Source organism: Pedobacter sp. 22226 (assembly GCF_052045455.1).
Lineage (GTDB): Bacteria > Bacteroidota > Bacteroidia > Sphingobacteriales > Sphingobacteriaceae > Pedobacter > Pedobacter jeongneungensis.
Map to the genome: position 1 here is coordinate 35,326 of NZ_JBQEPB010000008.1, position 14,937 is coordinate 50,262.

Below are 14,937 nucleotides of genomic sequence, written 5' to 3' on the forward strand. Positions count from 1 at the left end.
ATCATGATCGCTTCACCACAAACAGAAACAAAATTTAAACAGATGAAAAATATTTTAAAGTCGTTGTTTATTCTGGTTTTGGCCATTTTATTAAATGCATGCCATAAAGAGGAGGATTTGATCCTTTCTGTGCCGGTAGTTCAGGCCGGTTCATTAATCAGTTCTGAAAACCTTGTTGGGAATGTTAAAGGGACCATGCAAGCCGGAAAAACCTATTATTTTGATAAAGATATTACCGTAAATGATGGCGATACTTTATTGATGCAAAGCGGAGTTACGCTCATCGCTGTGGGTGATGGTACTAAAGATAAAGCTCCTCAGCTTACTGTTCACGGTACGTTTATCAGTTTGGGCACTAAAGAAAAGCCGAATTATATTACCATTCAAAATGCAGCAACTTACCATACGGAAGCCAGTGCGGCAAAATATGATAATGTATTTAAAGGCTCGTGGGGTGGTATTCTGGCTAGTCCGGCGCCAGTTACAGCAGCAAAGCCAAATCCTAAAGGTGGCGATGTGATTATCAAGTGGACGCACATCGAATTTGCAGGTGCGGCATCTTATGGTAACGACGCATCGATATACAAAGATGGTGATGCCCGTTATGCGATATATTTCGCCAACATCGAAAAGGATTTTATTTTAGAAGACAGCTGGATTTTTGGCAGTGCAGATGATGGAATCAGAACTGTTGGGGGTAAGATAGCAATCATGCGGAACACCTTCGAGCTTTGTGGAAAAGCAGGTGGGGAGTGTTTTAACATGAAAAGCGGAACGGTTGGCGATTTAGCTTATAACATGTTAATCGGTTCGGCAACCAATGCCCTTAAAGCATCAAACTCAGGGGCAACCACCATCCAGTGTAACGTAAATATGTACAATAATACCATGACCAATTGTGGGTTCCGCCAAACCAAAACCGGCCGTGGCGGATCAATCAATTACGAACAGGGGGCAAGGGGTTTAATTTACAACAACCTCATTTCGAACTGCCGTTTTGGATTAAGAATTACCACTGATGCCGATCAGGTAAATATAAAATACAACAACCAATATTATTACGGAAGTACTTCCGGGATACTGGCCCAGTTTTTAGCCAGTGATGGTGTAGCAAAAAACCAATCAGCCGATGTTAAAAGTGCAACAGCAAAAGATAAAAATCCGTTATTTTTTAATTACAATGCCGATCAGTACGATTATACCGCAAACCCGGGTCCGATAACCGCGTCGTTAATGCCGGCATATATTACTAGGGTTGGCACGGCTAACTTCAGCTTACAGGCAAGCTCACCAGGGCACAATAAAGCCAAAACAGATTTTACGCCGATGACAGTTGTAAAAACAACGGGTAATTTTGGGGCAATTATTACTCCTCCGGGAAATGATATCGGTGCTTACCAAACCGATGGGAGTGGAAATCAGCATTAATACGATAAACTGAATACTTACTGGTCTTAGCGTTTTCTACTGGTCTTAGCGGGACGCTAAGACCTTTGTTTTTTCAGGCTTTTTTTATGTGTGTGTTCCGTGGTTCGTGTCCTCACGAACCAGTAGCATCATTTTTTGCCCTTCCAACCGGTTCAATGCTTTACTTCCTGCTTCCCTGTATTCCGTGGTTCGTGTCCTCACAAACCACCAGCATTATTTTTTGCCCTTCCAACCGGTTCAATGTTTTACTTCCTGCTTCCCTGTACTCCGTGGTTCGTGTCCTCACGAACCAGTAGCATTATTTTTTGCCCTTCCAACCGGTTCAATGCTTTACTTCCTGCTTCCCTGTATTCCGTGATTCGTGTCCTCACAAACCAATAGTATTATTTTTTGCCCTTCCAACAGGTGTAATGTTTTACTTCCTGCTTCCCTGTATTCCGTGGTTCGTGTCCTCACGAACCAGTAGCATTATTTTTTGCCGTTCCAACCGGTGCAATGCTTTACTTCCTGCTTCCCTGTATTCCATGGTTCGTGTCCTCACGAACCAGTCGCATTATTTTTTGCCCTTCCAACCAGTGTAATGTTTTACTTCCTGCTTCCCTGTATTCCGTGGTTCGTGTCCTCACGAACCAGTAGCATCATTTTTTGCCCTTCCAACCGGTTCAATGCTTTACTTCCTGCTTCCCTTCCCTGTATTCCGTGGTTCGTGTCCTCACGAACCAGTAGCATTATTTTTTGCCGTTCCAACCAGTGTAATGTTTTACTTCCTGCCTCCCTGTATTCCGTGGTTCGTGTCCTCACGAACCAGTAGCATTATTTTTTGCCCTTCCAACCGGTGCAATGCTTTACTTCCTGCTTCCCTGAATTCCGTGGTTCGTATCCTCACGAACCAGTAGCATTATTTTTTGCCCTTCCAACCGGTATAATGTTTTACTGCCTGCTTCCCCTTAATATTTACTTAAAATCAGATCGTTAATATTAATAATATCATAACACTTTCTGTTTATACTGCTAATAGTTATAAATCATTTTTGTAATAAAAGAATCAGAGGTTAAATAATATGAGATTGGTTTCATGCGTAGGTCTTTTAATGGTTATACCGGCAATTGCATTGCTTACCCATAGTAATGAGCCTCATGCTGCTACTGAAGCACATCAACAGGATAAAGCCAGCGCTAATGTGCATGAAAAAGCCATGCATCCTGATTCTGTACTGCTTTCTAAAGTAAACCATTTACCTGCTCAAAAGCCACTGGATTTTACAGCGAAAAGGGCTGTTAAACCCAATCCCGAAATTACAGATAATAAATAAAAGCATTATTGCTTTACCAGAATATGAATAGAAGATCGTTATTAAAAGGTGGCCTGCTGGCTGGCTTAAGTGTTCCACTTGTGGGGCTAAAAGATGTAATGGCCGCTCCGGTTGGGGGGACCAAAAAAGCAAAAAACATCATCATGATGGTGAGCGACGGAATGAGTACAGGTACCTTAAATATGGCCGATCTATATGCTAACCGAACCTATGGCAGAAGCAGTAAATGGTTGGGTTTATACCGCGATAATAAAGCCGTTCGCGCTTTAATGGATACTGCTTCGGCCAGCTCGATGGTTACCGATTCTGCAGCAGCAAGCTCATCATGGGGCGGTGGGATGCGGGTTAAAAATGGCTCGCTAAACGTAGGGATGAATGGCGAAAAACCTCAGCCTATCCTTCAGAAATTTAAAGAAAAAGGGAAGAAAGTAGGTTGCGTAACTACCGTTCCCATTACACATGCTACACCAGCAGGTTTTTGTGTAAATATTGATAACCGTGGCGGACAGGATATTATTGCAGAAATTTACCTCGGTTTAAAATTCGATGTAATGATGGGTGGTGGCAGCAAGTATTTCGGAGAACACAGAGCTGGTGGTAACCTGTTGCCGAAGTTTTTAACTCAGGGTTATAAAGTTGCCGAAAACAGGAATGAAATGCTGGTCTTAGATAAATCGAAACCAGTTTTAGGCCTTTTTGCAGAAGATGGACTACCTTATGAAGTAGACCGCATGCACGATGCCGGATTGCAGAAAACCGTACCAACGCTGGCTGAAATGACAATGAAAGCCATTGACTAATGAAAGACCATAAAGATGGTTTTGCCTTACAGGTTGAGGGTGGAAAGGTAGATTGGGCCGCGCATTCTAACGACTTGGGCGGATTGATTTTCGATCAGTTGGCTTTTGATGAGGCGGTTGGTAAAGTGATCGAATTTGCCGAAAAAGATGGCGAAACTTTGGTCATTATTACAACCGACCACGGAAATTCAAATCCGGGTTTGTTTTATGCAGATGAGGCCAACAAAAAGTTCGATAGCCTGCAACGTTTTAAGCATAGCAATACCTGGCTGCTTGCACAATTGAATCAATCGTTCAGTGAGCAGAAAATTAGGGAAATGATTAAAGAAAACCAGGGTATTGAAATGAAGAGTGAAGATATAAAATCGTTGCTCAGCCATTTTAAGGATATTGTTCCCGGTCAGCTATATAATGAAGCCAACCTTCCTTTTTACGAGTACGGCAAAATTCTAGGTAAATATACCGACGTGCAATGGGCAGGTATGAACCATACAGGCGACTATGTTGAACTTACAATGTTCGGTCCTGGTTCGGAACAATTAAAACCTTTTGTTAAAAATTACGAACTGCACAACTTCATGTTAAAAGCAGCCGAAATGCCTGAACATTTTTTGGTATCAGTAGGGAAGTAGTTCAATAGTCAATAGTTCATTGGTCATTTGTTCAATGGTCAGATTGCTAATTGTCATTCTGAGTTTGTAGAAAGACCTGCCAAAACATCGGATTGTCGTGCTGTCAGAGGGGATATCTGACAGCATATTTTATCGACTCTTATTTTTAGGCTCTGGACTAACGACTCAAGACTCTGGACTCAAAACTCCCGGCTCCAAACTATTTCTCCTCCCACCAGGTTAAAGGAAATTTAATCTCATCAACAGAACTGGCGATCATATCAGGTTTAAAAGCGTAATGGCCTAATGTATCTTTGCTCGAGATGCCAGAAAGTACCAGGATAGTTTTATAGCCCATTTGTACGCCACCCTGTATATCCGTTTCCATCGTATCGCCAATTACAGTAGTTTCGCTGGTTTCAAGGCCTAAAAATTTACGTGCCGAGCGCATCATTACGGGGCTCGGTTTGCCAGTTACAAATGCTTTTCTGCCGGTTGCTTCTTCAATCATCGCTGTAGTAGCGGCAATCCCCAAATTATTCCACCCTGGTTTTTTAGGTGAGGGATCTCTGTTAGTGGTTATAAATTTGGCTCCGGCCAGGATCATATCTACTGCCCGCTGAACCATTTCGAGTGTAAAATTCCTTCCTTCGCCCAACACTACAAATTCAGGATCGGTATTTACCAGTGTAATGCCATGGTCGTGTAAACTGCTTAATAAACCACCTTCTCCCAATACATAAGCTGTACCATTGGGGCTTTGATCTGAAAGAAATTTTCCTGTAGCCATGGCGCTGGTGTACACATGTTTTTCTTCAACTTTTATCCCTAATCCTTTTAATTTACGTATAACTTCCAGAGCTGTTCTTTGACTGTTATTGGTCATAAAAGCGAAAGGGATATCTTCGTCAATTAAGTTTTTTATGAATTTATCAGCACCAAATATCAGTTCCTCCCCGCTGTAAATCACCCCGTCCATATCTATTAATAATCCTTGTTTCATGTTTCTTGCAGATTTAATTTGTTTGTACACAAACTTAATATTTTCTTGTTCAATCAACGTTAAGGAAGTGGTATAATAGTTTTGGTTGCCTATAATAATCTAAATATAAATGGGTACCATTTTCCGCCAGTAACGGGCACGGTGGGCATTGCTTTCCCAGGTATGAAACTGATTGGGAATACCTTTTTCCCATAGCAAACTACTGAAGTGCTGGTTTCCGTTCAGAAACGGATCTGTTTCGCCTACGGCCAAAATAATTTCCATATTTCTCACTTCCGAAAGCAATTTATCATCATTAAGGTTGGCCAGGTATTGTGCGGGCATATTAAAATATACCTTTTCGTTATGAAATCCGTTTAACAGGTCCCTGAAATCGCCAATATTATCTGTAAGATCATACCTTCCGCTGATGCCTACCGCTTTTTTAAATAACCAGGGATATTTCATAGCCAGATTAATGGCGTGGTAAGCACCCATGCTACAGCCAGCCGTTTCTATATAATTACCATCGTTTTTTTGATAGATCAGAGGCATTACTTCCTCTAAAAGATATTTTTCGTATTGCAGGTGCCGCTCAATTCTAACTGAAGGAAAAACATCGTCGTTATAAAAACTTTCGCCATCAATGCTATCCACACAAAAAACCTGGAGTTCGCCATTTTCGAGCTGATGACTGAGCGAAGCAATGATCCCCCAGTTTTCATAATCATAAAACCTGGCCATGCGGGTAGGGAAAAAGAGGACTGCCCGTCCGCTGTGCCCAAAAACCAGCAGCTCCATATCCCTTTGCAGGTTATGGCTGAACCATTTGTGGTATTCCCTGTTCATCTGTTTAAAAATCTTGATGGAAAAATAGTGCTCAGATGTTACCGGGATATTAATTCACCGTAATGATTAACCTATTTTTTCTTTAACGGTTTCTGCCCATAACCGATAACCTTCCTCACTTAAATGCAGTCCGTCGTGATCGTAAAGTGCCGGATTAGGGTGACCTGATTTATCGAGCATTTTTTTAAATACATCAATAAACTTCCAGTTACCATTAAGTTTAATAATCTCGCTCTCTATCAGGTTGTTAGTGTATCTGAACTGATCTGCAATATGCCAGCGGTGAATACTCGGTTTCAAAGAAATAAAATAACAGGGGATTGTTCCCAACCTGAGGTTAACTTTAACCATCAATTGCTGGAAAAAGATAAAGATCTCCTCAGGGTTCCTGCCATCGCCAAGGTCATTATCGCCCGCATACACCACAAGTGCTTTTGGCTTATAACCGGTCATAATCCTCTCAAAAAACCAAACACAGGCTGCTAAGGTAGATCCTCCAAAACCCAGATTGGTTACTTTGGTAAAGTCGAAATCATCTTCAATACTATTCCATAAACGTATAGAAGAACTCCCGTAAAAAATAATCCCCGGATGCTCGCGGTCTAAACGGTATCTTTTTTCTAATTGTTTAACCTCTTCTTCGTACCAATACATATTGCTAAAGATAAAAAGATCTGCCTTTTATAGGAATGGAGGATGTGTTAAGTTTGTGTAAAGTGGGGAGGGGTTGGTGAATGGGTTAATTGTTGAAATTGGTTAACTGAGCCAAAGCACCGAACTCTGAATTTCTAAATTGGTTAATCGGTTAATTGTTGTAAGTGGTTAACTGACTCCAAACTTCAAACGCCTAACTAAACAATAGTCTCATCATCATCCCGACCGGAGCAACGCGGAGCGGCGAGAGCTTTGAAAGATGTTACCGAAAGTTTAAAGATTCTCTCTCACTAATATTATTTTATAAATTAACTACCTTAATGTTCTTAATTTCTTAATGGTCAGAATATTAATATCGGTTAGTCCACCCCAATCTCGAGATCCGATATTTTATTATTCGTATAATCGACTTGGAATTAAGACTCCGGACTAAACAACGCGTCCCATTTTCTTTAATATCCGGTAATGCGATTGCAGCGCCGATAAGAAAGTTGTATTTTCATGATAGGGCAGCCCGAATTCAAAAGCCGTTTGTTTTACAATCCCTGATATCCTCCCGTAATGCACATGGCAGATTTTAGGAAAAAGGTGATGTTCGATCTGTCGGTTTAAACCACCCAGAAAAAAGGCTGAAACAGGGCATTCTGTAGCAAAATTAGCCGTAGTACGCATCTGGTGCTCTGCCCAGGCTTCTTCCATATTGCCTTCATTATTGGTTACCGGGAAAGTAGTGCCTTCCACTACGTGGGCCAGCTGGAAAACCAAACCCATTGTTAAGCCCTGGGCCATATGTAATATCACAAAACCAATTACAACCTGCCACCACAAAAGCGGCATCACCAGCATTGGCAATCCGATAAACACAAAATAATATAAGAATTTATAGAAAAACAGGTTGAAATATTCAACTTTCGGGTGTTTACTCTGGTGAGCACCAACACTTCTTTGAAAAAACTTTTTATAATCCTTACGAAATACCCACGATAGCGAAGCCAGGCTATATAAGGGAAAAGCATACCATTGCTGAAAACGCTGGTGCGGTTTTAGTTCATCCTCACTACAAATGCGGATCAATCCGGGCGCCACTTCAATATCTTCATCGTGCCCTGGAATATTGGTATAAGTATGGTGCACCACATTGTGCGTAATGTTCCAAACGTACGGATTGGCGCCAACCATGTTAAACAAAAAACTGAAAAATGAATTGATCCGTTTAGAACTTGAAAAAGAGCCGTGAATGGCATCATGACAGATGTTAAACCCAATAAATGCACAGGTTGCGCCCAGCAAAATGGTTAAGCCTGTAAGAATGAGGGTATGTAACGGTAAAAGCAATATTATTAAATAGAGGGACAGAAATACCGTAAGGAAAAGGCAAGCCTTAAACCACATCAGTTTATTGGCATTGGTGCTTCTGTTATTTTCTTTAAAGTCGTTGTTTACCCTGCGGCGCACCTCAGCGTAAAAGGAGTTTCCCGGCAAACACGGGAATTTTGCTTTTAATTTCATGATCTTGTACTCTTATCTACCCCATGTACAAGGTCGATACTCCAAGTTCATTAAGCTTTTTTGTTTCTAAGGGCAATTCGCCCTGCTTCTAATACAAACGTAAACCAGCTTGTTTTAGTTTTCTACGAAGGTAATAACTTTAGTTAGTGATTTACCTACACCAAACGTTAAATAAAAGCTCTGTTTAGTTAAAAAATGTTGCATTGTGGTAAAACCCTTATATGACGACAAACGTAGGGTAGGCGCTGCTGTTGAAAATATATGGCCGTATGCGATTGGCCCACAGTATTTTTGCGGGATATAAAAACTATCGAAGATACAGGCTACTCGCTGTAATTCCTCTTGTCAGCAGCATAAATATGGTACCAGATGTACAGAATCCATATTAACACCACCGTGCTGTAAACCAATTCAGGATCAAATGAATCCTTTGTAAGCAACAACGCAATGGAGGAGATCAGGGCAGTCAGGAAGAAATAAAAAATATTTTTCATAACGTACTGATTTAATGAATGTTGGATTTAGTAAATATAATAAAATATCTGCTGTTTACCAAATATAAAAAGAGATAAAACTAATATTTCTTATTATCTCAGGTTTTTCCTGCTGTTTTACCCTTATTTCTGTACAATATTATTGTTTGACCTATTTATTTAGAGATTTTGATGTTTTAAATGAGTAATACCTGCTAATGCCGGAGATTTTGAAAAGCCTGGTTAATATTCAGGATAAATAACACAAAATTGTGGCAATAGGTAATTTAGATTTTTTTGTATGTTTACCACACAACTAACCAAAAAAACAATAATACACACAAATGATTAAATTTTCTCTTAGCTTAATTTCCTTCGCTTTGTTCTTTTTTGGAATAAAAAGCTTTTTCCACGAACCAAAGGTACAACCTGTACCACCTTCAGAATTAACCATAACCAATTTCGCTGGCCCCGATGTTACGCCTAGTCCGGCTTGCTTAGCCGTTGCCCCAACAGGTGAGGTATATGTTGGTGTTGATATGATCGGCTCGCTCGGTAAAGATCCGGGCAAAGGCCATATCCTTAAACTGATTGATAAAGACAACGATGGCAAAATGGATCAGCATATTGATTTTGCTGAAGTTGATAACCCGCGGGGAATTATTGTGCAGGGTAGTCAGGTATTTGTATTGCATACCACATTTTCAAAAGAAACAAAACAGGCTACAGGAATGAACCTGGTTGTTTTTGAAGATAAAGACGGCGATGGAAAAGCCGACGGACCTGAAAAACCACTGATTGAACACATCAGCAATGAAAAATATATCCGCGAGCGTGGTACCGATCATGCTACAAATGGCATCAGAATGGGTATCGACGGCTGGATTTATATCTCTGTTGGCGATTTTGGCTTCCATGATGCTGTAGACCGTTCAGGTAAAAAACTGACCATGTTAGGCGGCGGTATATTGCGCGTACGCCCCGATGGAACCGAAATGGAAGTTTATACACACGGAACCCGAAATGTGTATGATGTAGCCATTGATCCATACATGAATGTTTTTACCCGCGAAAACACCAATGATGGGGGTGGTTGGAACGTGCGTTTTTCGCACCACATTCAATCAGGAGAATACGGTTATCCGGTTTTATTTCAGAATTTTACAGATGAAATTATTCCTGCACTGGCCGATTTAGGCGGTGGCTCGGGTACGGGGGCATTATTTATGGATGAGCCCAACTGGCCGGAAAAATACAATCATGTACCAATGATGGCCGATTGGGGCAGAAGTATGCTGTATATTCACAGGGTTAGCCCCGATGGACCAACTTTTACCCAAAAAGACGAAGAGTTCATTAAACTTGCACAGATTACCGATCTGGATGTTGATGGATCAGGAAGGCTTTACCTTTCGGCCTGGGATGGGGCAGGTTATTCTGGCAGCCCTGATAAAGGATATATTGTCCGTGCGGTGCCAAACAACTGGACTTATAAAGCTTTTCCGGATGTAAAAAAACTTTCCATTAAAAAATTAACCGAATTGTTAAAGTCGAATAGTGCCGTTGCACGTTTAAATGCTTCGCAGGAACTCGTTTCCCGCAACAATAAACAGGCAGCAGAAACCGCTTTAAAAACAGCATCCGATCAAAGTTTAGCACTTGATGTACGTGTGGCCGGTTTATTTACCTATGCGCAACTGGCAAAAGAAAACGGCATTGAAACTTTAGCAGGGTTTACCAAAGATGCTGCCTTAAAGGAATTTGCTTTAAAAGCACTTGCCGATCGTAAAACGTATATCAGTAAAGTACCTGTTGAACCATTTTTGGAAGGATTAAAAGATGCTTCGCCACGTGTGCAGGCAGCTTCTATTATTGGCTTAAACCGTTTGGGCAGGCCAGAAGTTGCCAATGTGCTTTTACAAACCAAAGTTCCGGCTTCATTTGTAGCGCCGGCAAAAGGTAATGAAGGTCCGCATGCCACACCAAACGCTGCCATTATATTGCCGCACCTTGCCGTACGTGCATTGGTTCAGCTTAATGCGGTTGATACTCTACTGGCAGCTGTGAAAACTGAAAACTCAACCCTTGCGCTTTGGGCACTACGTTATATGCATAACGAAAAAGTGGTAAACGGTTTAATTGATACCTACAAACAATCAACAGATGAAAAACTGAAACAACAGATTCTGGTTACCCTGGGGCGTTTGTATAAAAAGGAAATTGCTTACGATGCCTCATGGTGGTGGGGTACCCGTCCTGATTCTCATGGTCCTTATTTTAAGGCCGTAAGTTGGGAAGGTTCGCCTGCGATTGAGAAATTTTTAAAAGAGGAAGCAATAAAAGCCGGTGCACAAGGCAAACAGTTTTATGTTGATTTAAATTCGCGCCAAAGGATGGATATCCCTGAATTTGCCGAAGAAGAAAAAGTGGCTGCAACGGAAGAGCCTAAAATTGATCTCGAAAAAATTAAAAACAAAAAAGGTCAGGTTGGCAAATCATCCATTGAAGATGTATTATTGGCCATCAATAAATTACAGGGCGACCCTTTAAAAGGTAGAAACATTTTTAACAATCAGGGCTGTATCGCCTGCCACAGTTTAAGCAAAACCGAGAAAATGAAAGGTCCGTTTATGGGACAGATCGGCTCGATTATGAACCGTGAACAGATTGCTGAATCGATTTTAAAACCCAGTGCTTCTATTTCACAAGGCTTTGCTACCGTAATGATCACAGCAAAAGGCGATCGCACGTATATGGGCTTTATTACCGAAGAAACTGCAGCTAAAGTAGTGATGCGTAATATTGCAGGCGAGGTTTTTACCATTAAAGCCGGTGATATTTTATCGCGCAAAGAGATGGAAAACTCCATGATGCCGGAGGGTTTGGCCAATTCTTTATCTTATGAAGAACTTGCCTCTTTGGTTACCTTTTTATCAGAACAGAAAAAATAATCATTAATAGCATTTCCGGTCGATATGACGATCGGAAATGCTTTTATATTAATTCCTGCGGATAATAATAATTTCTCCGTTCACCAACTGAAAGATGTAACTGCAAATGCTTACCGACTTAAAAATCGCAATGCGGTACACCAGGCCCGACTTCTTCTCAAAAGTGATCTCCTCACCGATATAAATCTTATCTAATTCTTTTATAGTCGTTTCCACAGTAATCACCATATATTGCTAACATTGCCATGTAAGTCTTGTTTTGACAAAAGATGTTATTCTTATTCCTAAAAGGAGTGGATATTGGTTCATTAGTCATTGGTGATTAGTTTATTGGTCATTAGTTTATTGGTCATTGGTTCATTTGTCATTGGTTCATTTGTCATTGGTTTATTGGTCATTGGTTTATTAGTCATTGGTTTGTTAGTCGCATCGTCATCTCGACCGGAGCAACGCGAAGCGGAGAGATCTATCCAGACAGATTAGCCTGGCTGAGCCTTCAGGTTATCTCAATCTACTCCAAACTCCAGGCTAATCGACTTCCGGTTATGGACTGCAGACTCACGGCATTTTCTGTTATTTCCCCGCAATTTTTATAATAAAACTTAAGGAGTTGTTTTGGTTTAAAAAAACAAAACCTACATTAGCGATTAAATCTATATATCTAGTCGATGAGCAGATCGGCCAGGTTTGACCACCAATTATGGATAACCATTTTTTTGAACAAATATTTAAGAATCCGCTTGAGCAGCACAATATACCACCGAATGAAATAATATCCCGTTGGGCGGAGAGGCTGATCCAGGTACTTTTTCCGGAAAATGCAGCCAAAGTATTTTCTACGGTTGAGGAAGTTAAAGCACAGGTATCGGCTTTAGAGCTCGAGCTTTACGACATTATTTCGGCAAGTTGTAAATTAAAAAACAACGAGTGTAAAAACGCAGCAGGGCAGTTCTTTACAGAACTTCCGGAACTTTACCGCGTATTAAATACCGATATTGTGGCCATTTACGAAGGCGACCCGGCGGCACAAAGCAGGTTCGAAGTGATTAGAACTTACCCCGGTTTTTATGCCATCTGTTTTTACCGCATAGCACATTTACTGTATAATTTTGGCATACCGCTGGTACCAAGAATACTCACAGAATATGCCCACTCTAAAACAGGGATCGATATCCATCCGGCTGCCAGTATTGGCGAATATTTTCATATCGATCATGGCACCGGAATTGTAATCGGCGAAACAAGTACCATTGGCCGTTATGTAAAACTGTATCAGGGCGTAACCCTGGGGGCTTTGAGTGTTAAAAAAACTTTGGCCGGCAGCAAACGCCATCCAACTGTAGAGGACCGGGTGGTGATTTATTCCGGAGCCACCATTTTAGGCGGCGAAACCGTTATCGGGCACGATAGCATCATTGGGGGCAACGTATGGCTTACTGAAAGTATTCCGGCTTTTTCTATCGCATATCACTCTCCAATCATTACCATAAGAAATCATAAAGAAACCAATTAATATATATTATAATGGCAGGAATAATCGATCTGATCGGAAATACGCCAATGGCCGAGCTTCAAAAAATGAATATCAATCCGGCTGTAAAGGTTTTTGCAAAACTAGAAGGCAATAATCCGGGCGGGAGTGTTAAAGACAGGGCATCGCTCAACATGATCAGAAGCGCAATTGAACGCGGCGAAATAGCAAAAGGCACAAAACTGGTTGAAGCAACCAGCGGTAACACGGGCATTGCACTGGCCATGATTGCCAGTTTATACAATTTAGATATCGAACTGGTGATGCCAGCCAATTCTACCCGCGAGCGTAAAGTAACAATGGAAGCTTTTGGGGCAAAAGTAACTTTGCTCGAAAGCATTGAAGACTGCCGCGATTATGCCGAAGAAAAGGGCAGTAACAAAGGTTATTTCCTGCTCAACCAGTTTTCCAACCCCGATAATTATATGGCACATTACAAAACTACTGGCCCTGAAATTTGGAAAGATACCGAAGGACAGATAACCCATTTTGTAAGTTCGATGGGTACTACAGGTACGATTATGGGCTGCTCCAGGTTTTTTAAAGAAAAGAATCAGGATATTCAGATTGTTGGCTGCCAGCCTACTGAAGGTTCATCTATACCCGGTATCAGAAGATGGCCGACAGAATACCTGCCAAAAATATTTGAACCGGAGCGTGTTGACCGTGTGATGGACATTGCGCAGGAAGAAGCCACAATCATGGCAAGGAGGATGGCTAAAGAAGAAGGTTTATTTGCCGGCATGAGCTCGGGCGGTGCCTGTGCAGCGGCTCTGAAACTGGCTTCGGAGCTGGATCACGGTACCATCGTATTCATTACCTGCGATCGTGGCGACCGTTACCTCAGCAGCGATCTTTTTGGATAAAATCATTACTGTTTTTTACTTAAGATGAGATTTTTTATCCTTTCGGTTATGGCTTCCATTTCAAAGGGTTTATCAATATAGTCATCCCAATGGGCTTTATAATAAGAACTGTTCTGAAAACCACTTCTGGACGACATTAATAAAATAGGAATGTGTGCATGCACCGATAATTTTAATTCGGTGCATATCGACCGTCCATCGGTAGTGCCTAACAGCACATCGATTAAAATCACATCCGGTGCAAAAGTGGTTACTTCCTGATGCAAAGCTACTGCATTGGAAAGGCCGAGAACTTCATAACCTTCAAATTCGAAGATCATCCTGATTGCATCAAGCGTTGCATGATGATCTTCGATAATTAATATTTTAGGTTTGCTTAGGGAGCGCATTTAAGGTGTTTAAGGAAAGGTGAGGTTGCCGGTTCCCCGCTTTTTAAGTAATAATTCAAATATTTTCGAATCCGATTTGGTAAGACTGTCAAGTGAGTTGCGCAGACTTTGGTTAACAAGGCTTAGGTTGGTAAACATCGTCCGCAGTGCTTCATTTTCATCTCTCAGCTCTAAAAGCTCATTGGCTATGCTGCCAAACTCTCTTATCCAGGCATCAAATAAAGGCTTGTCGATAGCCAGTTCAGCGCAGATTTCTTCTGGCTCTCGGCCATTGTAAAATTCCTGAATACTACCAATAATCTGGGCAGGTGTGTTATTCGGTTTCATAGTTTGTTTAATATGTTGTTATGCAGAAGGATAAACTGTCCCGTATTTACTCCTCCGGCAGCACAGCAATACTTTAAATGTTACATTAGAGATAGGACAAAGGAATAGCGTGTTTAAGGCTAATCAAAATTTTTATCTACGCAGTATTACGCAGCGTTTTTAAGTGCCTGGTTTACAGTTGTAAAATTAAAACAGCATTATTGTTAACTTTCATGGGATATGGATTCGGGTGATTTAACGTTTTTAATAAGCCA

15 protein-coding genes are annotated in these 14,937 nt (G+C 41.1%); 7 read left to right on the plus strand and 8 right to left on the minus strand.

The window, feature by feature from the left end:
- Positions 1-42: 42 nt before the first annotated feature.
- The 4 genes from ACTJKC_RS18130 to ACTJKC_RS18145 all read left to right on the plus strand — a co-directional run bounded on the left by ACTJKC_RS18130 (position 43) and on the right by ACTJKC_RS18145 (position 4,173).
- On the plus strand, positions 43-1,428 hold the full coding sequence (locus ACTJKC_RS18130; RefSeq protein ID WP_440794096.1) for a hypothetical protein: 1,386 nt from the start codon (positions 43-45) through the stop codon (positions 1,426-1,428).
- Between the two features lie 1,061 nt (positions 1,429-2,489).
- On the plus strand, positions 2,490-2,741 hold the full coding sequence (locus ACTJKC_RS18135; RefSeq protein WP_440794098.1) for a hypothetical protein: 252 nt from the start codon (positions 2,490-2,492) through the stop codon (positions 2,739-2,741).
- A 23-nt stretch (positions 2,742-2,764) separates the two neighbouring features.
- The gene (locus ACTJKC_RS18140; protein WP_440794100.1) at positions 2,765-3,541 is read left to right on the plus strand and encodes an alkaline phosphatase; all 777 of its coding nucleotides are present in this window, start codon (positions 2,765-2,767) and stop codon (positions 3,539-3,541) included.
- Positions 3,541-4,173 (plus strand): alkaline phosphatase, encoded by a 633-nt coding sequence (locus ACTJKC_RS18145; RefSeq protein WP_440794102.1) that lies wholly within the window; start codon positions 3,541-3,543, stop codon positions 4,171-4,173. Before ACTJKC_RS18140 ends, ACTJKC_RS18145 begins: the two co-directional genes overlap by 1 nt.
- Positions 4,174-4,372: 199 nt before the next feature.
- Here ACTJKC_RS18145 and ACTJKC_RS18150 read toward each other — a convergent pair whose 3' ends face one another.
- From ACTJKC_RS18150 to ACTJKC_RS18170, 5 genes are all read right to left on the minus strand, one after another.
- On the minus strand, positions 4,373-5,155 hold the full coding sequence (locus tag ACTJKC_RS18150; RefSeq protein ID WP_344851099.1) for an HAD-IIA family hydrolase: 783 nt from the start codon (positions 5,153-5,155) through the stop codon (positions 4,373-4,375).
- Positions 5,156-5,254: 99 nt separating this feature from the next.
- Entirely contained in the window at positions 5,255-5,983 is a 729-nt protein-coding gene (locus ACTJKC_RS18155; RefSeq protein WP_440794104.1) for an esterase family protein, read from the minus strand.
- Between the two features lie 66 nt (positions 5,984-6,049).
- Complete coding sequence (locus tag ACTJKC_RS18160; protein ID WP_440794106.1) at positions 6,050-6,637, minus strand: GDSL-type esterase/lipase family protein; 588 nt, start codon at positions 6,635-6,637, stop codon at positions 6,050-6,052.
- 429 nt (positions 6,638-7,066) lie between these two features.
- Positions 7,067-8,146 (minus strand): fatty acid desaturase family protein, encoded by a 1,080-nt coding sequence (locus ACTJKC_RS18165; protein WP_440794108.1) that lies wholly within the window; start codon positions 8,144-8,146, stop codon positions 7,067-7,069.
- Between the two features lie 323 nt (positions 8,147-8,469).
- A complete protein-coding gene (locus ACTJKC_RS18170) occupies positions 8,470-8,640 on the minus strand; it encodes a hypothetical protein (protein ID WP_162799865.1) in 171 nt (56 codons plus the stop codon).
- Positions 8,641-8,963: 323 nt separating this feature from the next.
- On the opposite strand from ACTJKC_RS18170, the gene ACTJKC_RS18175 reads away from it, so the two are divergent.
- Entirely contained in the window at positions 8,964-11,570 is a 2,607-nt protein-coding gene (locus ACTJKC_RS18175) for a DUF7133 domain-containing protein (RefSeq protein WP_440794111.1), read from the plus strand.
- A 48-nt stretch (positions 11,571-11,618) separates the two neighbouring features.
- Here the strand turns inward: ACTJKC_RS18175 and ACTJKC_RS18180 are convergent, their stop codons facing one another.
- On the minus strand, positions 11,619-11,786 hold the full coding sequence (locus ACTJKC_RS18180; RefSeq protein ID WP_344851092.1) for a hypothetical protein: 168 nt from the start codon (positions 11,784-11,786) through the stop codon (positions 11,619-11,621).
- A gap of 484 nt (positions 11,787-12,270) precedes the next feature.
- On the opposite strand from ACTJKC_RS18180, the gene epsC reads away from it, so the two are divergent.
- Positions 12,271-13,083, plus strand: coding sequence for a serine O-acetyltransferase EpsC (gene epsC, locus ACTJKC_RS18185; protein ID WP_440794113.1), 813 nt, complete (start codon positions 12,271-12,273; stop codon positions 13,081-13,083).
- A gap of 11 nt (positions 13,084-13,094) precedes the next feature.
- Positions 13,095-13,967, plus strand: coding sequence for a cysteine synthase CysM (cysM, locus tag ACTJKC_RS18190; protein ID WP_440794115.1), 873 nt, complete (start codon positions 13,095-13,097; stop codon positions 13,965-13,967).
- Between the two features lie 5 nt (positions 13,968-13,972).
- Here the strand turns inward: cysM and ACTJKC_RS18195 are convergent, their stop codons facing one another.
- Positions 13,973-14,356: a response regulator transcription factor gene (locus ACTJKC_RS18195; protein WP_440794117.1), complete on the minus strand. Its 384-nt coding sequence runs from the start codon at positions 14,354-14,356 to the stop codon at positions 13,973-13,975.
- Positions 14,357-14,365: 9 nt separating this feature from the next.
- On the minus strand, positions 14,366-14,683 hold the full coding sequence (locus ACTJKC_RS18200) for a hypothetical protein (protein WP_344851088.1): 318 nt from the start codon (positions 14,681-14,683) through the stop codon (positions 14,366-14,368).
- Positions 14,684-14,937: the final 254 nt, after the last annotated feature.